The following is a 19,326-nucleotide window of genomic DNA, read 5'->3' as shown; positions in this document are numbered from 1 at the left end:
CAGGCTCAATCAAGGTTTTCGTGGACATTTGCGGGCAATATCCCGGTTCGTTCTGGTCTGTCTTTTGCAGTTCCTTGTCGCACAATGTCAAACCGCCCGTCGCGCCCAACCAGCGTGATGTCCGCCGGGTGCCCCCGCGCGCAGCCCTTGGCGCACCCCGATACGTGCAGCGTACCTGTGATATGTGATGCGAGGCTGCGTGCCAGGGCGCGGGTTTCGACTTGCGCACTGTCGCAGAAAGGCGCGCCGGGGCAGGCATCGATGTGACGCAGCGGATGATCGGATGTGGTGATCAGCGCATCGCTGGTAAGATCAGCGATCCCTTCCAGCAACATCAGTCGCCATGGCGTTAGTCTGACGGCTGTGATTTGGTCTAAAAGTGGTTCCATATCTGAGGCCTCGATCTGACCAAAAGGCAGACCTACAAGCTGACCGTGGGGCGTGTTTTGGGGATGCAAAGGGTCGTTCTGCGCCGCCACTGGTGCGGCATCAAGCAGAGTTCTCATCCGCCTGACATCCGGCCCAGCATGATCGGTAAACCAGCTGGCCAGTGTGATCACGGCATCGATGACCTCTTCTTCATAAACAGCCTGCCCGGTCTCGGCCCCGTCGGCCCGCACAATCAAACCGCCGCCCATTCTTTCGATCCGAATATCGGCTGAGGCCCCGGTCAGCAAGCGGTCAGGCCCTGTGTCGACTGCAAATCCGAATTTCGCCGGTAGGTCGGGCAGATAGGCAAGACGATCCGTTAACTTGGTGGCCAAACGGTGGGTAACGTCGCCCGTCTGCCAAAAGGGCTGGATCAGGACGTTCCGACGTCTTTCCAGATCAGGCGAGGCATCCAAAAGATTAAGTGCGGCTAGTTGCTGTAATACTGCGTCGTAGTCAGCCATCTTAATCCCGCGCAGTTGCAGATTTGCGCGATTGGTCAGGTCGAACAGGCCATTGCCGTACTGTTTAGAGAGCTGGCACAAACCGCGCAATTGCCCCCGCTCAACCCGACCTAGCTTGGGCCGAACTCGGACAATCAGCCCATCACCAGACATCATCGGCCGGTAAGCCCCGGGGCACCAGCCCTTGACCTGTGGGCTGGTCACGCGCGGGCCTCTTGCAAATCTGCACGGATCGAATTGCGGCGGCTTTGCCAAAGACCCGCGGCGTCCAACGCGGCGAAACGGTCTTGCATCGCAGCAAAGGCGCCAGTATTTTCACGTTCCAAAAATCCGGCGACATCGGGGTCACCCAACGTCGCTTCATAATAAAGATCAAAAAGATGCGGGCCGACGACACCGGACAGATGGGCGAAAGCGGCCATATGCTCAAGCGTCGCCGCGATCTCGGCAGCCCCGCGGAAGCCGTGGTTTTTCATGCCGGCCAACCAACCAGGATGCGCCGCACGTGCCTGCACAACGCGGGCGATTTCTTCGGTCAGCGTGCATGTGCGCGGGTCGTCGGGGTTGGTATTATCAAGATGATAAAGCGCGGCCTGTCCCCCGGTCAGCGCTTTCGCGGCGGCGAACCCGGCCTCATGCGCGGCATAGTCGCTGGCCATCAGCAGATCGGTTTCAGGCAGATCCTGCAGATGGACGAAGCTATCTGCGGCCATCACGCGTTGTTTAAGCCCAGCGTCGTCTTTCTGTGCCTTGTCCCCATCCAGCGCCCACGCGCTGGCGGCCAGCCAGGCGGCCCCGGCGCGGTTGCGCGCACCCGCGCTGTAATCCTCGATCATCTCACCCATGCCCAGACCATAGCTGCCGGGTGCGGGTCCGTAAACGCGGGCGGTACTCTGACCAACATAGGGGTTCCAGTCGGCGGCCTCATCCCTTTCGGACAAAGCACGGGTAGCTTGATTGAACAGTGCTGAAAGCGTCGGAAACACATCGCGGAATAGGCCCGAGACACGCAGCGTCACGTCGATCCGGGGTCGGTCAAGTTCTGCGATGGGCAGAACCTCGATCCCTGACACCCGCTCTGACCCTGCATCCCAAACGGGCTGCACGCCCAACAGATGCAGCGCCATGGCAAATTCTTCGCCCGCTGTGCGCATCGTGGCCGACCCCCATAGATCGACGATCAACCCGCGCGGCCAGTCGCCGTGATCCTGCAAGTGTCGCCGCACCAGATCTTCGGCCAGCCGAACCCCCTGGGCATAGGCGCTGCGCGTGGGAACCGAGCGCGGGTCAGTGGTGAACAGATTGCGCCCGGTGGGCAGAACATCCTGACGTCCGCGATAGGGTGAGCCTGACGGCCCCGCCGCAACGCGCATGCCATTCAGTGCATTGGTCAAAGCACGCCGTTCTGAAGCGATAGCTGCGCTAATATCAAAAGGCGGGGTCGATCGCGGCGCGCGGCCCCAGATATGCAGACCTTCGCCAAACTGGCTGTCTTTCACATCACAGACAAAGCGGTCGATCCGCATGATCGCCTCGGCCGGGCAACTGGCTTGATCCAGGCCCAGATCAGCCTCAACATCAAGGGCCTGCGCCTCGTCCCGGATATCGTTTTGCAACCGGTCGCGGCGTTTTGGGTCGAGCCCGTCAGCGTTGGAAAATTCATCCAGCAATGCCTCAAGCCGCACCAGCCGATCCGGTGTGCCGCTCTGCTTAAGCGGGGGTGGGATGTGGCCAAGCGTGACGGCCCCGATGCGCCTTTTGGCCTGCGCGGCTTCACCCGGGTCATTGACGATGAAGGGATAAAGTACCGGCAGTGCCCCAATCAGCGCCTCGGGCCAGCAGGTGTCAGACAGGGCCACGGATTTACCGGGTAGCCACTCCAATGTGCCATGGGCGCCGATGTGGATCAGCGCGTCAGACTGCTGGCGCAGCCAAAGATAAAAGGCGACATAGCCGTGACGCGGCGTGCGCATCAGGTCGTGATATTCCTGATCCCGCAACGCTGGCGTGCCCCGTTCTGGCTGTAGCGCGACAATCGCGGTGCCCCGATGAAGTGCTGCAAAGCAAAAGGCACCGTCTATGTAATCAGGATCGTCCTCGGGCTGGCCCCATGCGGTTTGCAGATTATCCTGCAAGGATGCGGGCAGCGATTTCAGGGCCTCTTTATAGACTGACAAGGGCCAACGAATACCCCGTTTCATCAGCGCATCCTGCAGGGCTGTGTTGTCTGTGTGAACATCATATCCATCAGCCGCGAGGTCTGACAGGATCGCATTGGCCGAGGCTAGCGCATCTAGCCCAACGGCGTGGGCCATATTCCAGTCCTTGCCCGGATAGGTCGACAGGATCAGGGCTGGCCTGCGTTCTTGCACCGGCCGCGCGGCCAGATCAGTCCAGGCTTTGACCTTATCCGCAACCGCCTCGATCCTCGCCACATCGGGGCTGTGGGCATAGCGCGCGAACTCAAGCTGCGGATCGCGCATCTGCGGTTCTTTGAACGACGCAACACCGGCGAACAACCGACCGTCAAGCTCAGGCAGGACCACATGCATGGCCAGATCGGCGGGGGATAGGCCCCGCTCAGCCTCATCCCAGGCATCGCGGGTTGACGTCGCAAGGGCCACCTGAAACACCGGCACCTCGCCTGCGTCTAAAGGCGATGCGCCGTTTTCACCTTTTCCACTGAATGAGGTCGCGTTGACAATCGCCGCTGGTTGCAGATGCCGGATTTGACGCGCGATACAACCTGCTGCATCGGGCGCCTTCAGCGAGGGTGCAAAAAGCCCAAGCACCTGAAAGCCGCGGCTTCGTAGAGTGCTAAACAGCATCTCGATAGGGGCCAGATCGGCCGCCGTCAGATAGGCGCGATAAAATGTCACGATAATCAGGGGCTGATCCGATTGTGGTAAGATCAGCGGGCAAGAAACCCCATGTTCTGGTGTCCAGGCGCCCACCTGAGGCAGCGACTTCGCGCCCATCACTGGCCCCGCGTAAAGCCCTGCCGCCAATGTCAATTGCGCCAAAGCAGAGTGCGCCGCGACCACACCGCCCGTATCACACAGATGGGACAGCCGTCGTAGGGTCGAAACCGGCAAGGTCGAGACCGCATCAAGCTGTGTATCTTCGCGTCCATCGGCGGGCAGGATCGCCAGCGCGATACCTTTGGCTTGGGCCAGCGCCTGCACCTGTTGCAGCCCATAGGACCAATAGGGCAGCCCGCCAATCAGCCGGATCAGCATGCCCTTCGCGCCGTGTAGCGTCTGTTCAACATAGGTATCGACCGACAGCGGGTGTTTCAGCGCGGCCAGATTGGCCAGCCGCAAGGTCGGCAGATGCCCCTCTGGTCCGCCGCCCCGATGCCACGCCGCTGCAAAGGCTCCAAGATCACTATCCGAAAACGACAAGACCACCAGATCCGCCGGGCTTTGGCCCAAATCAACGGGGGTCTCGGTTTCCTCTAACCCATGACTTTCGCGAAAAACGACGTGCATCAGGCGCGGACCTTATTCAACGGCGACAGGGTCCAGCAAAGCCATGCGGATGACATCGCTGTTTATATCGTCGTGCTCGGCAATCACCACCAGGCGCCCCTGACGTGCTTCATCGGGGCCCCAAGGACGGTCGAACTGATGCCGCACCCGCGCACCAACGGCTTGGATCAACAGCCGCATCGGTTTGCCCTGCACCGACACATAGCCCTTAACCCGCAGGACGTTCTGAGTGCGAGCCAATGCTTCAATCCGTGCCGCCAATTCCATCGGATCTGTAACCTCAGGCATGTCAATCACGACACTTTCGAAGTCTTCGTGGTCATGATCATGGTGCGTATCATGGTGGCTGGGGCGTGCTGCGATATCGTCTTCGGCGGCGGCCTCAAGCCCAAGAACAACGCGCGGATCGACAATGCCCTCGGCGACCTCAACGATCGGTAGGGGACGTGGGGCCTCGGCTTCAATCACCGCTTTGGCCTTGGTAACTCCGTCCGCACCGGCCAGATCGGGCTTGGTCAGCAGGATGATGTCAGCACAACTGATCTGATCCTCGAACACCTCAGACAAAGGCGTTTCATGATCCAAACTGTCGTCTGCGGCACGTTGCGCATCAACGGCCGCCACATTCGGGGCAAACCGACCATGTGCAACTGCCTCGGCATCGGCCAAGGCGATAACGCCGTCCACCGTGATGCGCGATCGAATGTCAGGCCAATCAAAAGCCTTCAGCAGCGGTTTCGGCAGCGCAAGTCCGGATGTTTCGATCAAAATATGCTCAGGCCGCGGATCAACCGCCATCAGAGCTTCGATCGTTGGGATAAAGTCATCGGCCACCGTGCAGCAGATGCAACCATTCGCCAGTTCAACGATGTTTTCGGCGGGGCAATCGGGGATCGCACAGCTTTTCAGAATATCCCCATCGACGCCTATATCGCCGAATTCATTCACCACAACCGCTAAGCGCTTGCCTTGAGGGTTCTGCATCAAGTGCCGGATCAGCGTCGTCTTGCCTGACCCAAGAAAACCAGTGACGACAGTGACAGGGATTTTTGTCAGATCAGACATCTTGGACCTCCAGCGGTGGGATGCGTGCAATGCAATTTTTGCGAAAATGTTCGGGGCGCCCGCGCCATGGCACTAGACCATCGGTCGTTGCCTGATAGCGAGATGCCCCCTCAAGGATCACATGCAGATGCTCAGCGGCATTCAAATTGCCGTAGACATAGCTCCACCGTCCTGCACTGCGCAGTGCGATCGTGCAGCCCTGTGAGCAGTTCGAAAGACATTCAACTGGTATCACTTTGATGGTTGGCGGCATGGATGTATTGTTCAGCGCATTGTATAAAACTTCGCCCGGTCGCGCCTCGTCCTCGGGTACCTCCTCCTGGCGGCGACATTTCACGCAGACCAGAAGCTCGGCTGGCTTTGGTTGGTTGGTCATTTTTTCGGTCCCATATACATGGAACGAAGGTCAGATGGCGGATGCAACCACTGCGCCCGACACCCGGAACACCCCGTCCGGTTTCGTCAAAGATGTTGGCAGGTCTCCCGGCTTGCGGAGATCAGGGCAGATCCCTGATTGTCATCCGACCTTCCCAGCATCACGCCAGTGGCAATGGATGACCTATCCGGTCACGGTCGCGGGGGCGGCTGTACTAAGCTGTTTGAAACAACCCGCACATTCCCTTTTCACCTGCAAATGCAGGCACCAACACAAAAGACTTGCGATGATAGAAGACGCAATGTCAAGTAATAGATGTCGAAGCTATTACAGTTGGTTCGGTTGATATGAACAGTTTGAAGCCGTTTCGTAAAGGGGTTTTCCGCTCCGTTATGCCAACACCATAATTGGATTTAAAACAAAGGTGTACAGTTGAATCGTAGACAGCTGCGTGGATCAACCACAACAATTTCCGTTGATAGTCATTGCGACCGCGCCAACGTCAGCTTTTTTGTGGGGTATATTCGCGAGGCGCTGATCGATATAGCCTACCTCCTCCATCTTGAAGTCGGCCGCAATATGCGTGGCCTTCAGATACGCCTTCAATGTGATTGGTGGTGATAAGGATCACGAAGGGCTGCTCGAACAATGTAGACGGCACGCCATTATCATGCATGCAATGATGCGCGACGAAACCGAATTCCAAGCGACCTAGCGGAGGTCGCAAACAGTCGGGGATACCTAAAACTGAGTTCCCATCCGGGATTTCCGAGGGAGGGCGTGAGACACGCGACGATTCTGTAGCAACAGCCTGAACTGGCCGATTGCGGTTTCCACCTTACGCCGTGCGTGCGCCCAACAATAGGCCAGTGTCACATCCTGCATCGGGCGTTTGAGCAAGCGGGTATAGCCTGCGTAGCCATCCACCTGCAGGGTGCTGCTGAAGCCGCTCAAGATTTTGTCTGCATGCTGGCCAGGTCGTCCCGGCGCATATGTGAAGGCAACGCCGGGCGGATCATCGCCGCCCCATGACCTGTCATCGCGGGCCAGCGCCCAGAAGTATCCGGTTTTGGTTTTTTTCCGCCCCGTGGTCAGGACGGGTGCGGGTATTTCGTCCATGAAGAGCTTGGTTGAGCGCTTCAAATCAGCCATCAGGGCCTCATAGACAGGGGTCAATTCGAAAGCCGACTTATCCACCCATGCGGCCAAGGTCGAACGATCCAGATCGATCCCTTGGCGGCTGTAGATTTGCACCTGCCTATAGAGTGGCAAGTGGTCCGCATATTTTGAGACGAGCACATGGGCCAAGGTCGCCTCGGTCGGCAGGCCACCTGCGATGATGTGGGCGGTTGCTGGGGCTTAGGTGATCCCGTCTTCGCAAGACCGGGACGCGTATTTAGGGCGACGGGTGACAATCACCCGGAACTGTGCGGGGATGATATCCAGCCGTTCGATGACCACTTCCACCCGTTCCAGATGCTTGGGCAATGATCCACGATTGGTCTGGCGCGGCTTTGGGGGCCGCACAGGCGCGGTGCGCGCGTCGGCGTCATGGTACCTTTGGTTCTTGTTGTATTCGACGAAGGCTTTGATCTGAGCTTCTAGGTCGCCGGGCAGGAAGTAATGTTTCAGTAAGACGCGGTTCTTCATCGTTTGATGCCAGCGTTCAATCTTGCCCTGGGTTGAGGATGGAACGGCACCCCACGAACGTGATCCATACCCTTGTCTTCAAGATAATCGGCCAGATCCCCCGCGATGTATGACGACCCGTTGTCACTCAGCAGCCTGGGTTTGGTTGCCTTGCAAGCAGCCCGCCAAGCCATCTCTGAGCTTGGGCCCGAAGCAGACCGTCAAGTGCTTTTGGCGCGAGCCGATGCAATCTGGAAGCGCCAGAGCTGCGTCAGGAACTGACACAGAGCCCTGTGGATATATTCTATATTAAGAGTACAGAAACTGCCAAAAATGGGGCCAATCCGCAGATTCTGATTAATTAGGGTACAGTGACACAGGCCGGACACATGACTGCTTCTGACAAATGCACAAACCATGTCAAAAATGTCTTTCTATGCAGGAGCCATCCACACAGGATCATTCGCTGAGCATGTAAACTAGGAAATCAATCTGTTCAAAAGCAGACCTTCAGAAACAAGACTTAGAAATGCAATGCGTCTAATACACCTACACTTAAGTGCGTGCCTCGCCTTGTTCGGCGAAGGTCTTTAACGACTTGCTTTGTCAGATTACATTGTCAAGTATATGTAATGAACTCTTCTGAGAGGTAAATTGCGAATACGGAAAGGTTTCAGCAACTAATCCAGAAATCTGACCAGTGTTAGCGAGGCTTCCAAAAACATGTGATCCGGTTTGTGAATAAACCACCAAAGGAATGCTCCGATCACGGCAACTTGCTATGATCTCTTCGATGGATCCATTCGTTAGGGTCATACCTGTCGTAATTACGAAATCGGTCTCTGCCAGTAACGGCCCCATATCTGACGTAACCGGCAATCCATTCGCGGTTCTTTCCATGTTGAAATCGCATGGCAGACAGATTGCACCGCGCGCTTCGATGGCATCCACCAAGGGGTTAACAACGCCAATCAGCCCAACCTTTTGACCGGGGGAAACCTTGACCAACCCCGCTATAAGGCGATCCCGTGTCTCTGCCCGTTGAATGGGTGTCCCGGCCGGAAGCGACTTTTGAGTTGCGCCACGTACAGCTGAAACCGGGCTGACAGCCCCCAAAAAGGCGTCCAAACAGGCAAAGCGCACTGCACGGTTGGGGTTCACCAGCAAATCGGACACGCGCGCCCCTGAAAGCTCTTCAGCATCTTGGGGCAGGATTTGACCTTCTTCCAAGCAACATCCGCCAAAACCGTTTTCAATACGCATGACCAGATATCGGTTATAATATCGGTGGTCTGTGCCTGGGAATTTTGTAGTCTGCGTGACCCAAAACGACCCTGTTACATAGGTCTGGGCAGTGTCTGCGCCAAAAGCACCGTCAAGAGCCGCTTTTAGGACACTGTCGGGACTTGTGCATTTCACCGGTTCATGCGTGTTCATTGTTCTTCTACCACTAATTCTAATTGTGAAACCGCATCTTCTGCGAAAGCCCTGGAGTTCTTTCCTGTCGGATCCGTTGTCACCACATGGCCAACGTAGCAGGCATTATCGATTGGGGCTGACAGTGCGTGACCGTCGGGTTTGACAAATTTATAACGCGCGATCGCATTGTTCTTTTCGAGGCTGTCGTAGCCTTTGATATCGACCAGCTGGCCCGCTTTTTGAGGAACAACAAACTTAATAGCGGCACTTTGGGCCCTGGGGTATTTCTGCAAATCGGGCGCATGCCCCAGTGCAAGATCAATATGGCATTTCATCAAATCAATGCCGGTGACATGCTCGATAAGTTCGACGATATAGTTTCCGGCAGGACGCGGATTGACCTCGATCAATCGAGGCCCGTTTTCTGTTAATTTGACCTCGGTATGCGTCACGCCGTTTTCATAGCCGATGGCGGCAAGTACGTCCTTGGTGAACTCTTTGAGCTGTTCCGCGGTTTGATCTGACAGATCTGCAGGGAACATATGGCCATCTTCGATGAAATAGGGGTCTCCGGTCAGGCTTTTGTCGGTGATGCCGATGAAATTCGTTTTCCCGTCGAATGAGCAACATTCAACGCTGACTTCCTGACCTTGAAGATATTCTTCTAGGATAACCACCGGATCGCGCTCTTGATCGCGGAAATTTCGGGTATTGCCCAAAATCGGCTCGCATGCTTCGGTTAGCTCTTGTTCATTTTGCACTAAACGCACGAAAGCGCTTGAGCCTAAATCGCTGGGTTTTGCGATAAGTGGATAGCCGATGTCAGCCGCCGCTGTTTTGGCTTCGTCCAAAGATTTGGCGATTGCGTGTTTAGGATTGGGTATACCAGCATTATCGAGCGCTTGGCGCACAAGATGTTTGCGGCGCGCAATGGCGACATTCTTAGAATAAGCCTGCGGCAGATCAAGCGCATCGGCAATGGCGGCGGCGGTTTCGACGTAGTAATCGCAAATTGTAATTACGCCGTCGAATTTCAAAATCTCGTGCTGGCGTTTTAGAAATTCCGTCAAGGAAGGCAGATCGTTGGTTTCAAAACTCAACACATTGCGTGCGTATTTTAAAACAGGATGATGTTCGTTTGTTTCGGGGCTGCTGTAGTGATCCATGTTGCGGCTAATAAATGTATATTCATGTCCAAGATCGACAATGCCCTTGGGAAAAAGTCGGCCAGTGCCTTCGACCCAATTTTCAACGACCAATAGATGTCCCATTTTCATATCCTGCCATTTTAGGTTTATATCATGCGGCCGACGGAAGCTTCATATTGCTCCAGTGCAGTGCCAGTTGATCTTGATGCGTAATTTCAGTTGGCGTAAGTGTCTCAAACGGAAGCGCTTTTTCATGCTGCGCGAAGACCGCATCAACGTAACGGTACCCCGTATCTGCTGCGATAAAGATGTGGGGTTTCTCGGGCTCTTGTTTTGCCATCCAGTTGGCAACAAGATAACCCGCACCACTGGAAAGCCCTGCAAAAATCGCATGTTTGCGCAAGAGTTCAATGGTTGCGCTCATCGCATAATCAAAGGATATCCAGCTTATCTCGGAATAGTTTTCATGTTTGACATTTCGAAATGGGATGGCGCTGCCGATGCCCGCAATGATGATCTCGGGGTCGTCCACATGTTCAGCGCCAAACGTCACGCTACCATATGGCTGGATGCCAACCAGTTTGGTTGCGACCCCGGCAGCCTCGAGATAGGTTTTCAATCCTCCCGTTGAACAACCTGACCCAACTCCACCGACTGCCGTTATGCCTAGGTCGGTCCGAGCATTGGAAAGTTGTAATTCATGTAAGATCTTTTGTACGAATGCTTCATATCCCAGATAATGTATATCGTCATGATATTGCTGCATCCAATGCAAGTCGCTGCGTTCCAACAAAAGTTCCTGAATGCGATTAACACGCTGTTCTTGATCTAGTCTCAAGTTTTCGCATTTCTTGACGGGCTCGACCGTTGCACCCAATATATCCAGCTGAGTTCTAAGCGTCCGATCTACGGTTTTCGACGCGATTATATGACATTTTAACCCATATCGATGACAGGCCATCGCAAGGGAATAAGCATAAATGCCGCTTGAACTGTCGACCACCATGTCACCCGGCGAAATGATACCACGATCCAAAAGTGTGCGCACCGCTTTAAGCGCAGAATAAAGCTTCATGACCTCAAATCTGGCAACGAACAGGTTGTCCGACAGCCGCACGATGGCGGGTTCCTTAACTGCTTCAGCAATGTGATTATGCGCCATCAGAGGATCTCCACAAAATCGGCACGGGCCCCAAAGCATTTGAAATAACCGGAAATGGATTGTGCTTTTACGCTGTCAGGGCGCTCACCAAACAGTAGACCAAGAATTGTGCCTGTATGGGCAACCACGATTCCATCTGCGCCAAAGATTTCAGCCGCTTCCTGCACGTGCGCGTAATGCTTTTTCGGCATGACCTGCTGCGAAAGTTCTGCGCTTCTTGTGGAGCACTCACATAAAAGGCGGACATCCCGGTTTTGCAGACACTCCCGAAGATCGTGGGCCAGTCTGCGGTAATCGTTCTCATTATCTTGATAGTATGCAATCAGCTGTTCTTTGGTGTTTTCGGTGCTGACCTCTTCACCATCAAAAGTGAACACCGCCGTTAACCCCAACCGCGCCCCGAATGACCCAAGAACCCTATGATGCGAACTGGAAAAGAACGTGGTTTCATTTATGAACACACTGTCCGAGCGTTCAATTTTAGACAGGATTTTCAGAAAATCTGATGTGTTTGGCTCGCGTTTTTGAACGCGCGCGACGCACCTAATTCCAGCAACAATATCAGCGGTAGAACTTGCAAACCCGTGTCCTGTGGGCAAATCGCTTACATTCAGCCAGATGCCATCAGGTGCTTCCAATCCATGAAGCGCACAATAATGATCGATACCTGCAAACATTTTAGGCTTGGTTTCACGTGTGACTTCTTGCGAGGCGATGAAAGGGCTGCAAGAAGAGGTCTTGGGAACGAACGTAATGCGTGAGTATTTAGGGATTAGCGGTGAAATAATAGCAATCTCAGATACATCGTTTCCAAAGGATGGTCCCTGATAAAATTCCCCGAGTGTTCCGCAGCTTAGGCCGACATGCAGACACATGAATGCTACCTTTCTGAAGCCATGGCCTGATACCTGGTATCAAAGACCTGAATAGTTACATGCGATAATGTCTGCAAAGCTCTAAGTGCCTTTACATACTTTTTTGGTAAAAGTGCGTGCATCTGCGCCTGTATGATTGCCTTATTTGCGGATGAATCATAAACTATCTTTTAATGTGTTATATCATAACACTTATGACTTAAACTAGAACCGCAAAAGATGAAGTTTCTTAGGCTAGATGCCGCCGAATTTGCTATCTGCGATCCTTAAAAGTAATCAGCCACATTGCGATCAGGATCATTGCTGTTGAGATATAAAATCCAAAACCCGGGATCAGACCAAACAGAAATACATCTGCAATCACAGCAAAGATCAGTGAAAGATATTCAAAGGGCGCCAGCTTTGAAATTTCGTCATATTGCAGGGCCAATGTCATCATAATATGCGCAACACCACCTGCCAGACCCGCCCCGCACAGCCACATCAATTGTTCAGGGTCGGGTCGCACCCACCCCCAAAAGACCGAGCAAAAGCCCGCAACTGTACAGGTCATAGCAAAATAAAACGCAATCGCCCCAGCATTTTCTGTTTGTGCCAGACTGCGGATCTGAATCTTGGAGCCCGCTGTAAACAGCGCGCTTGTCAAAACAAATATCATGCCAATCAGATAGGCTTGATTCAGTGTCACAGCGGTAAGCTTTGGTACCACCAAAACAAGAACACCCAGAAAGCCAAAGGCCACTGCGAACCATCGCATTCTGGTGACCTCTTCCCCCAAAACAAAGAGTGCAAGAACCACAGCCAAAATAGGTGCAAGAAATCCGATGATTGTCGCATGAGCCAGTGGAAGATAGGCCAAAGACGCAAATGAAGCATAAAGCGCAATACATCCCAAAAGACATCGCAATACATGCGCCATAGGGCGTTTGGTTTTTAATCCGCCCGGGAAATCGCGAGTCCACATCAAAAACAGCACCAGTGGGATCAGTGCGACAGCACTGCGGAAAAATACTATCTGACCTAGAGGAACTGCGCCAGCAAGCATTTTCACAAACACTACCATTAGGGTAAAAAAGAAAGTCGCGCCAATGCGCAGTAAGATGCCTGTGGCCTTCATTCTTTACCTCGGATCTGCAAGCAGGTCACGTAGCAGGTCTCCGGCCAGGTTGATCAGTAAAACCGAAATCAATACGGCTATGCCTGGAAAGATCATCACATGCGGCGCGCTTTGCATATAAGGTTTGCCATCGAGCAACATCGCCCCCCATTCGGCTTGGGGTGGCTGCACTCCAAAGCCCAAAAAGCTAAGTCCCGAAACGGCAAGGATCGTGCGCGACCAGCTATTTGTCCATAAAACCAGCAGGGATGGGATTACATTTGGGAGGAGATGCCGCCAGAGGATTTGCCATCTATTCAGACCATTCAGTCGTGCCTGAATCACGAAATCACATTCGCTTAGCGCAACAGCCAGACTGCGTGCAAGCCGCGTGAATTTCATCCAGCTGACAACTGAAAGCGCTATCACAAGATTTAGGGTACTTGGGCCAAAAAGTCCCGCAACCGTCACAGCGGCGATCAATTCAGGAAAGGCAAAAAAGCTGTCGGTCAGACGCATCAGGGCGTAATCACCGCCACGACCAGAAAGCGCTGCAATCAAACCAATCACGGTACCAATCACCAGCCCAATGGTTGCGATCATCAGCGATAGCCCCAATGACCAAAATGTTCCAAAAAGCAATCTTGTAGCAATATCGCGCCCCAAATGATCCGTTCCGAACCAATGGCTTACACTCGGGGTCGCAAGACGATTTAAAAAATCTGCTTCAGCCGGACCATATGGTGTCAAGAAAAGTCCCGCCCCCAGAAGCACAATCAGAATTAGAGTCAAACCGCCAATCCACACGAAAAAACTTCTGATCGGACTGGCATGAGACATGATCGGAATTGCAAGACTCATATGGATTTTTCCGTGGGTTGGCCACCTTGGCGCTGACGCGGATCGCTGGCCATTTGCACAATATCGATCAACGTGTTGATCACCACATATGTGGTTGCAAAGAACATCACCAAAAGCATCACCATCGGCAAGTCTCGTGACAAGACTGATGTCGCCAACAGCGCCCCCAAACCGGATCGCGCAAACAGGATTTCGACAATCACCGCCCCTTCAAGAAGAAGGGCAAAATCAAGACCAATCATGGTCAAGGCCGGCAACATAGCGTGGCGTAGGACGTGCCGAAAAAAAATCTCGGCCTCAGAGATACCGCGCAGGCGAAGTGTTTCGATAAACGGCTGATCATAGGCATCCAGTATGAAACTGCGCAAAAGCCGCGTTTGTGATGCCATAAGCCAAAAGGCCAACGCAAGCGTTGGTAAAACCAGATGCGCCAGCGTTCCTGTGCCATAGGCAGGCACCCAGTCCAGATGGACTGCAAATACCAGAATGAGCAGAAGCGACAGCCAATAGATAGGCATTGCCGACCCGATCGAGGCCACAATGATTGCAAGCCGATCAACAAGGCTACCGGGGCGGCGCACAGCCAAGGCCGCCAAAGCAAACGCACCCGCTAACCCAAATACCAGCGCCGTCAGGCTGAGCGTTACCGTCTCTCCGATACTGCCAACAAAGGTACTCCATACCGATGATTGCGTATTGTAGGACACGCCGAAATCACCTTGCAGCACCGCCCCCAGCCACCGCAAATATTGCTCCCAAAACGATGCCTCCAGATGAAGCTCATCGCGAATGCTCTGAAGAATTTCGGGTGCGAATCCCTGTTCGCCTGGATAGCGCGCGTGGGCAATCGCCATAGCCTTATCACCGGGCGCAAAATGGCTGACTGTAAAGGTGATCAGGCTGATTCCCAAAAGCACAACGACCAAACCCAATACCCGTTTTAAGATGCTACTCATAACGTCCCCTCCAACGCGCCTAATGAGCGCGCGGCCTCAATCAAGCTGGCCGAGTAAGGGCTGGCGGGGCTGTCAAAAAATGTCGTGCGCGGTTGATAATCGGCTACACGGCCTTTCTGCAAGACCAAAACTTGATCGGCGTAAACTGCTGCAAACCCCATATCATGGGTCACAACCAAATAGGCCGTTTGGGTTTCACGTCGTAACGCATCCATCCGCTGCGCAACCTTCTTTTGCACTATAGCGTCCAGCGCACTGAGCGGTTCGTCGAAAATTATCAACTGAGGCTGGGCAACCAATGCGCGGGCCAGACAAGCCCGCTGCGCTTGACCCAGGGAAACCTGACCCGGCAAACGGTCATAAAATGCGGGATCAAGTTCGACCTCCTCTAACGCTTTTTCGACGGCCTTTCTCAGTTTGGCCTTGGTGTAACCGCGACCATGCAGGCTTTCGGCGATCGAGCGCCCCAGGCTAAGGCGCGGATTCAGAGCAGCCAGTGGATCCTGCATAACCCAACGCGTTTCCGGTAGCCCAATCATCTGGGGCATTGCTTCGCTTGCGTCGATATTGGCCGGTTCAAAGTGAAACCGCTGGCAGCGCGCAGGAACCAACCCTTGCAGGGCTTTCATCAATGTCGATTTCCCCGCGCCGCTTTCTCCAACAACACAGAGCATCTCACTTCGTGCAAGTTGGAAGGACACATCCTCAAGCAAGAGGGCGCCGTTTATCTCGACGCAAAGCCGATCAACTTCAAGCATTGGCAGTCTCGGCCCTTTGCCATGCCCGATGCGCCACCAAGTCCCGCGCATAAGGGTGTTGGGGGCGGTTCAAAACGGTATCTGTAGGACCGCTTTCAACGATCCGGCCTTGCTCCATGATAGTGATCTGGTTGGAAAAACGCGCCGCCAGTGCCAGGTCATGCGTTACCATCAAAACCGCAATGCTCTTATCCCGCGCAATCCGTTCGACTTCGGTCAGAACCTGCGCCGCAATCACCGTATCCAGCGCCGATGTCGGCTCATCTAGGATCAAAAGCTTTGGCTCTTCGACCAAGGCCATTGCCAAGAGCAAACGCTGCTGCATCCCCAAGCTCCACTCATGGGGAAAGTGCATTTCAGGATCTGGCAGACCAAGCGCTGTAAAGATCGGTTTATAGTCGGCTACACAGCATTTGCATCGGAACAGCTGCGTCCATTGCCATTTAATCCGACGCAAGGGGTCCAGCCCATGGGTCGGACTTTGAGGAACATAGGCGATGCCTTTGGGTCGGCCCGACCAGCCTTTTGCAAAGGGCCGCAGCACCCCATCAAAGATCATAGACCCGGCCTGAGGGCGGGCCGGGCGGCGCGCCCCCAATATGGCCTTCAAGAGGGTCGATTTTCCCGCCCCCGAGCCCCCGACAATGCCCAGCCAATCGCCACGGTCCACCGTGAACGAGATATCATGCAAAATGCCCTGCTGGCCTATGGCGGCAGACATCGCATCAATAGACAATAAAGCTGTTTCTTTAGTCGGCAAGGTCAAGCTCGGGCGAGGCAAAATATGTCTCGGCCGGGTGAATCTCATACCCTACGACCTTACCATTCCCAACAGAGACCTGCGTTTTGTGAAATACCGGGATCACCGGCAGGTCTTCATTGATAATCGCCTGTACTTTGGCGTAAATAGGCTGCCGTTCTTCGGTGGTAAAGAGCCTACGTCCCTCTTCAAGCAAAGCATCCAGCTCAGGGTTGGAATAGCCCACAACATTGCTGCTTCCACCGGTCGCAACAAGCGAAGAGGGGAAGTAGTCAGGATCACCTTGTGGCGCTGTTCCCCAGGCCTGTAGGTGCATGTCGATCTCGCCCGCCGCCAGGGCTTCGTTGTTTGCACCAAATTCGCCCATCGCGATTTCTACACTAATGCCGATTTGTTGCAAAAGAACTTGGGTCATTTCCAAAGTCGGGCGCAAGGCTGCACGGCCTTCATAGCTGCGCAGCTTTAAGACAATGTCCTGTCCGTCAATTTCGCGAATACCATTGCCATCGGTATCGGTAATACCGGCCTCGTCCAACAGGGCCTGCGCTTTGGCTGGATCATAAGACAAGCTCAGATCAGGATTGACCCAAGAGGTCATATTGGCCGGGAAGATCGTATTTGCGGCATCGCCACCTACACCGGCCAGTGCCGCAGCAACGATGGTTTCACGATCAAGCCCTAGAGACACGGCCTGACGCACCACCGGGTTGGCCAAAGGCCCACCATTCACACGTGGCTGATAGAAGAAAAGCCGCGTTGTAGCGCCCAAGAACAATTGCCCCTCGCCCGCGTCTTTTAGCTTGGCGAAATCAGGTTCTGGGTAATTGGTGACAAGATCAACGTCACCGGATTGTAACGCCAATGCGGCCACAGACGGATCACTGATCGCATCAATCACCAACCGGTCCAATTTGGGCGCACCGCCCCAGTAGTCGGCGAACGCACGCGTGACATAGGTTTTATCGGTCTCAGCCATTTCGAAAATGAAAGGCCCGGTGCCAACCAACGGCATCTCTTCTGTGCCATCTTTCATCACTGCGGCCGACGGTTCGGTCAGGCTCCACAAAAATGCCGAGTTCGGCGCGTTGGTGGTAAAGATCAGCGTGTGATCATCCGGCGTGTCGATGCTTTGGATATCAAGCAACTTCGACAGGCGCGGGTTATGCCCCGCATGACCTTCTTCATCCAACTTAGAAAACGACTCTTTCACCGCCATTGCTGTGACAGGTGTGCCATCATGGAACACTACACCATCTCGAAGAGTGATCTTCCACTGAGTTTCAGAGAGGTTTTCATAAGAAACGGCCAAACGTGGGTGCATGCTCATATCATAGCCCAAACCAATAAGAGTCTCTGACACACCAGCGCGATTGCTTAGCCAACCGTTTTGCCGCGCCCGCGGATCAGGCGTGTCGGTTGTGGGGCCAAAAGGCGCTGCTACAACCATCTGCTTGTCTTCCGCATGTGCAGGAGCGCCTACGACAGCTAAAAATGAAGCCGCAGCAACGCCCGCAACAGTTAACCCTCGCACAAAATGTGAATATTTCACCATACCGAGATGCCCTTTCCTGAGCGAATGAGTCGTGAATTTCTCAACATTGTGTTATAGTATAACAAGAATAACAAGAGCCCTGATAAAGGTACGTTTTCATTCGCAAATTTAAAATCGCAGTTTGCAAAAGTGCCACTAGAACTGCATGTCTTGCGGGTTTATCATCTTGTCTGCGCAACCTATTCAGCCTGCCAATCCATCGGAGGCAACCGCGCATTATGCGTCCAGACTTAGAACTATTTGAGGTGTCTAACATATGCTTTAAATGTCTGAGGCGTAACCGTAGTCTAATGTGATCTAAACTCTAACTTTTGGTGATCTTCATACCGCAGCGAAAGTCTCCTTCGAGGAACTGCATCCCGGCAGTTAGTACTGTCGCGAAAGTCGGCTTGGAGCCGCCCGTGAAGGCGGCCCGATTGCGTCAGATTTCGATGGCCTCAGCAATAGCCAGTGCATCTTCAAGTTCAACGCCAAGGTATCGCACCGTGCTGTCCATCTTCGTGTGACCGAGCAGAAGCTGAACAGCACGAAGGTTGCCTGTCTTCTTGTAGATCTGGGTTACCTTTGTCCGCCTCATCGAATGCGTGCCATACCGGACGCTCATATCGGCCTCATTGCCGCAGGGCAGCTTGCCGGAAGCGGACATTGAATGCTACCTGTATTGAAGCAAATGATGATGGTTAACGTCCAGCAGGAGGCGACGATTTTGGCGGGTGTTGAGGTGAACTATTCAAAGACCGATGAACACCCGTCAGGAGCCGATCGGCTCTTCAAGGTCATGATGCGCTTTGAATTCAGCCTCAAAGAAATCGGCTATTGTCAAACCGCAAGAAACCAGAACGCTGAGGTTGATTGGGACAGGTTTGCCAATGAAAGTCTTGGCGTACCGTTTTTTGATGTGATAAAGGCGGCAGGCGACGTGAACGTTCTGCTCCAGACGCCGCCAAAGCGGCAAATCGCCGACGGGCAAGGCTACCTGAATTGGGAGCAGGTAGGCGCAGTTTCAAACATCCAGGAGTTAATAGGCTCTCTTCGACGTATCAGAAACAACCTCTTCCACGGAGGCAAGAGCGGTGACCCGGATAAAGATCGAAACGACGAATTGGTCGGTAACGCGCTCTCTTTAATAGATGCCATTTTACAGCATGACCATGATCTACGAATGATGTTCGAAGGAAACTATTGAGCTGCGTCGGAAGCCGGCCCAAAGCATGCGTAATTGGGCTGCCTCTGTTCTGAGGTCGAGCTCCCGTTAGGATCACAGGATAGCTGTGAACAAGGGAGA

General features: G+C 53.9%; 16 protein-coding genes, 2 pseudogenes and 1 riboswitch. Of the genes and pseudogenes, 1 reads left to right on the top strand and 17 read right to left on the bottom strand.

The window, feature by feature from the left end; genetic code table 11:
- Positions 1-5 precede the first annotated feature (5 nt).
- The 17 genes and pseudogenes from HRQ87_RS18770 to HRQ87_RS18690 form a co-directional block, all read right to left on the bottom strand.
- Positions 6-1,097 (bottom strand): cobalamin biosynthesis protein CobG, encoded by a 1,092-nt coding sequence (locus tag HRQ87_RS18770; protein WP_343035410.1) that lies wholly within the window; start codon positions 1,095-1,097, stop codon positions 6-8.
- On the bottom strand, positions 1,094-4,384 hold the full coding sequence (gene cobN, locus HRQ87_RS18765) for a cobaltochelatase subunit CobN (protein ID WP_174139978.1): 3,291 nt from the start codon (positions 4,382-4,384) through the stop codon (positions 1,094-1,096). Before cobN ends, HRQ87_RS18770 begins: the two co-directional genes overlap by 4 nt.
- Positions 4,385-4,396: 12 nt before the next feature.
- Entirely contained in the window at positions 4,397-5,449 is a 1,053-nt protein-coding gene (gene cobW, locus HRQ87_RS18760; RefSeq protein WP_174139977.1) for a cobalamin biosynthesis protein CobW, read from the bottom strand.
- Positions 5,442-5,825: a DUF1636 family protein gene (locus tag HRQ87_RS18755; RefSeq protein WP_174139976.1), complete on the bottom strand. Its 384-nt coding sequence runs from the start codon at positions 5,823-5,825 to the stop codon at positions 5,442-5,444. The genes cobW and HRQ87_RS18755 overlap by 8 nt, the downstream gene beginning before the upstream one ends.
- 80 nt (positions 5,826-5,905) lie before the next feature.
- A riboswitch (cobalamin riboswitch) is annotated at positions 5,906-6,112 on the bottom strand.
- 523 nt (positions 6,113-6,635) lie between these two features.
- Positions 6,636-7,334, bottom strand: a pseudogene (gene tnpC / locus HRQ87_RS18750) (IS66 family transposase); the annotation flags it as partial.
- An 18-nt stretch (positions 7,335-7,352) separates the two neighbouring features.
- A pseudogene (locus HRQ87_RS18745) lies at positions 7,353-7,618 on the bottom strand (integrase core domain-containing protein); the annotation flags it as partial.
- A gap of 442 nt (positions 7,619-8,060) precedes the next feature.
- Positions 8,061-8,891, bottom strand: coding sequence for a Rossmann-like domain-containing protein (locus HRQ87_RS18740; RefSeq protein ID WP_174139975.1), 831 nt, complete (start codon positions 8,889-8,891; stop codon positions 8,061-8,063).
- Positions 8,888-10,132 carry an ATP-grasp domain-containing protein gene (locus HRQ87_RS18735; RefSeq protein ID WP_174139974.1) on the bottom strand — a complete coding sequence of 415 codons (1,245 nt, stop codon included), beginning with the start codon at positions 10,130-10,132 and terminating at the stop codon, positions 8,888-8,890. Before HRQ87_RS18735 ends, HRQ87_RS18740 begins: the two co-directional genes overlap by 4 nt.
- A gap of 40 nt (positions 10,133-10,172) precedes the next feature.
- Positions 10,173-11,183 (bottom strand): pyridoxal-phosphate dependent enzyme, encoded by a 1,011-nt coding sequence (locus HRQ87_RS18730; RefSeq protein ID WP_174139973.1) that lies wholly within the window; start codon positions 11,181-11,183, stop codon positions 10,173-10,175.
- Positions 11,183-12,058 (bottom strand): GHMP family kinase ATP-binding protein, encoded by an 876-nt coding sequence (locus tag HRQ87_RS18725; protein WP_174139972.1) that lies wholly within the window; start codon positions 12,056-12,058, stop codon positions 11,183-11,185. Before HRQ87_RS18725 ends, HRQ87_RS18730 begins: the two co-directional genes overlap by 1 nt.
- 253 nt (positions 12,059-12,311) lie before the next feature.
- Positions 12,312-13,175 (bottom strand): DMT family transporter, encoded by an 864-nt coding sequence (locus HRQ87_RS18720; RefSeq protein ID WP_174139971.1) that lies wholly within the window; start codon positions 13,173-13,175, stop codon positions 12,312-12,314.
- 3 nt (positions 13,176-13,178) lie between these two features.
- Positions 13,179-14,015: an ABC transporter permease gene (locus tag HRQ87_RS18715; protein ID WP_174139970.1), complete on the bottom strand. Its 837-nt coding sequence runs from the start codon at positions 14,013-14,015 to the stop codon at positions 13,179-13,181.
- Entirely contained in the window at positions 14,012-14,971 is a 960-nt protein-coding gene (locus HRQ87_RS18710) for an ABC transporter permease (RefSeq protein WP_174139969.1), read from the bottom strand. Before HRQ87_RS18710 ends, HRQ87_RS18715 begins: the two co-directional genes overlap by 4 nt.
- Complete coding sequence (locus HRQ87_RS18705) at positions 14,968-15,729, bottom strand: ABC transporter ATP-binding protein (RefSeq protein ID WP_174139968.1); 762 nt, start codon at positions 15,727-15,729, stop codon at positions 14,968-14,970. Before HRQ87_RS18705 ends, HRQ87_RS18710 begins: the two co-directional genes overlap by 4 nt.
- Complete coding sequence (locus tag HRQ87_RS18700) at positions 15,722-16,489, bottom strand: ATP-binding cassette domain-containing protein (protein ID WP_246252477.1); 768 nt, start codon at positions 16,487-16,489, stop codon at positions 15,722-15,724. The genes HRQ87_RS18705 and HRQ87_RS18700 overlap by 8 nt, the downstream gene beginning before the upstream one ends.
- Entirely contained in the window at positions 16,479-18,041 is a 1,563-nt protein-coding gene (locus HRQ87_RS18695; RefSeq protein WP_174139967.1) for an ABC transporter substrate-binding protein, read from the bottom strand. The genes HRQ87_RS18700 and HRQ87_RS18695 overlap by 11 nt, the downstream gene beginning before the upstream one ends.
- Before the next feature lie 421 nt (positions 18,042-18,462).
- Complete coding sequence (locus HRQ87_RS18690) at positions 18,463-18,687, bottom strand: tyrosine-type recombinase/integrase (protein WP_281356697.1); 225 nt, start codon at positions 18,685-18,687, stop codon at positions 18,463-18,465.
- A 3-nt stretch (positions 18,688-18,690) separates the two neighbouring features.
- Between HRQ87_RS18690 and HRQ87_RS18685 the strand changes: the two genes are divergently transcribed.
- Positions 18,691-19,227 carry a hypothetical protein gene (locus tag HRQ87_RS18685; protein WP_174139966.1) on the top strand — a complete coding sequence of 179 codons (537 nt, stop codon included), beginning with the start codon at positions 18,691-18,693 and terminating at the stop codon, positions 19,225-19,227.
- The last annotated feature ends 99 nt before the right edge of the window (positions 19,228-19,326 follow it).

Origin of the sequence: Parasulfitobacter algicola (assembly GCF_013315265.1) — a bacterium.
Classification (GTDB): domain Bacteria; phylum Pseudomonadota; class Alphaproteobacteria; order Rhodobacterales; family Rhodobacteraceae; genus Parasulfitobacter; species Parasulfitobacter algicola.
The sequence above is the reverse complement of the archived record's forward strand: the minus strand, read 5'-3'. Positions and strand labels throughout refer to the sequence as shown.

Excerpts from the sequence above, each read along its gene's own strand:
- cobN (WP_174139978.1), bottom strand. The coding sequence starts at position 4,384 with ATGCACGTCGTTTTTCGCGAAAGTCATGGGTTAGAGGAAACCGAGACC.
- cobW (WP_174139977.1), bottom strand. The coding sequence starts at position 5,449 with ATGTCTGATCTGACAAAAATCCCTGTCACTGTCGTCACTGGTTTTCTT.
- HRQ87_RS18755 (WP_174139976.1), bottom strand. The coding sequence starts at position 5,825 with ATGACCAACCAACCAAAGCCAGCCGAGCTTCTGGTCTGCGTGAAATGT.
- HRQ87_RS18740 (WP_174139975.1), bottom strand. The coding sequence starts at position 8,891 with ATGAACACGCATGAACCGGTGAAATGCACAAGTCCCGACAGTGTCCTA.
- HRQ87_RS18730 (WP_174139973.1), bottom strand. The coding sequence starts at position 11,183 with ATGGCGCATAATCACATTGCTGAAGCAGTTAAGGAACCCGCCATCGTG.
- HRQ87_RS18725 (WP_174139972.1), bottom strand. The coding sequence starts at position 12,058 with ATGTGTCTGCATGTCGGCCTAAGCTGCGGAACACTCGGGGAATTTTAT.
- HRQ87_RS18720 (WP_174139971.1), bottom strand. The coding sequence starts at position 13,175 with ATGAAGGCCACAGGCATCTTACTGCGCATTGGCGCGACTTTCTTTTTT.
- HRQ87_RS18715 (WP_174139970.1), bottom strand. The coding sequence starts at position 14,015 with ATGAGTCTTGCAATTCCGATCATGTCTCATGCCAGTCCGATCAGAAGT.
- HRQ87_RS18710 (WP_174139969.1), bottom strand. The coding sequence starts at position 14,971 with ATGAGTAGCATCTTAAAACGGGTATTGGGTTTGGTCGTTGTGCTTTTG.
- HRQ87_RS18705 (WP_174139968.1), bottom strand. The coding sequence starts at position 15,729 with ATGCTTGAAGTTGATCGGCTTTGCGTCGAGATAAACGGCGCCCTCTTG.
- HRQ87_RS18695 (WP_174139967.1), bottom strand. The coding sequence starts at position 18,041 with ATGGTGAAATATTCACATTTTGTGCGAGGGTTAACTGTTGCGGGCGTT.
- HRQ87_RS18690 (WP_281356697.1), bottom strand. The coding sequence starts at position 18,687 with ATGTCCGCTTCCGGCAAGCTGCCCTGCGGCAATGAGGCCGATATGAGC.
- HRQ87_RS18685 (WP_174139966.1), top strand. The coding sequence starts at position 18,691 with ATGCTACCTGTATTGAAGCAAATGATGATGGTTAACGTCCAGCAGGAG.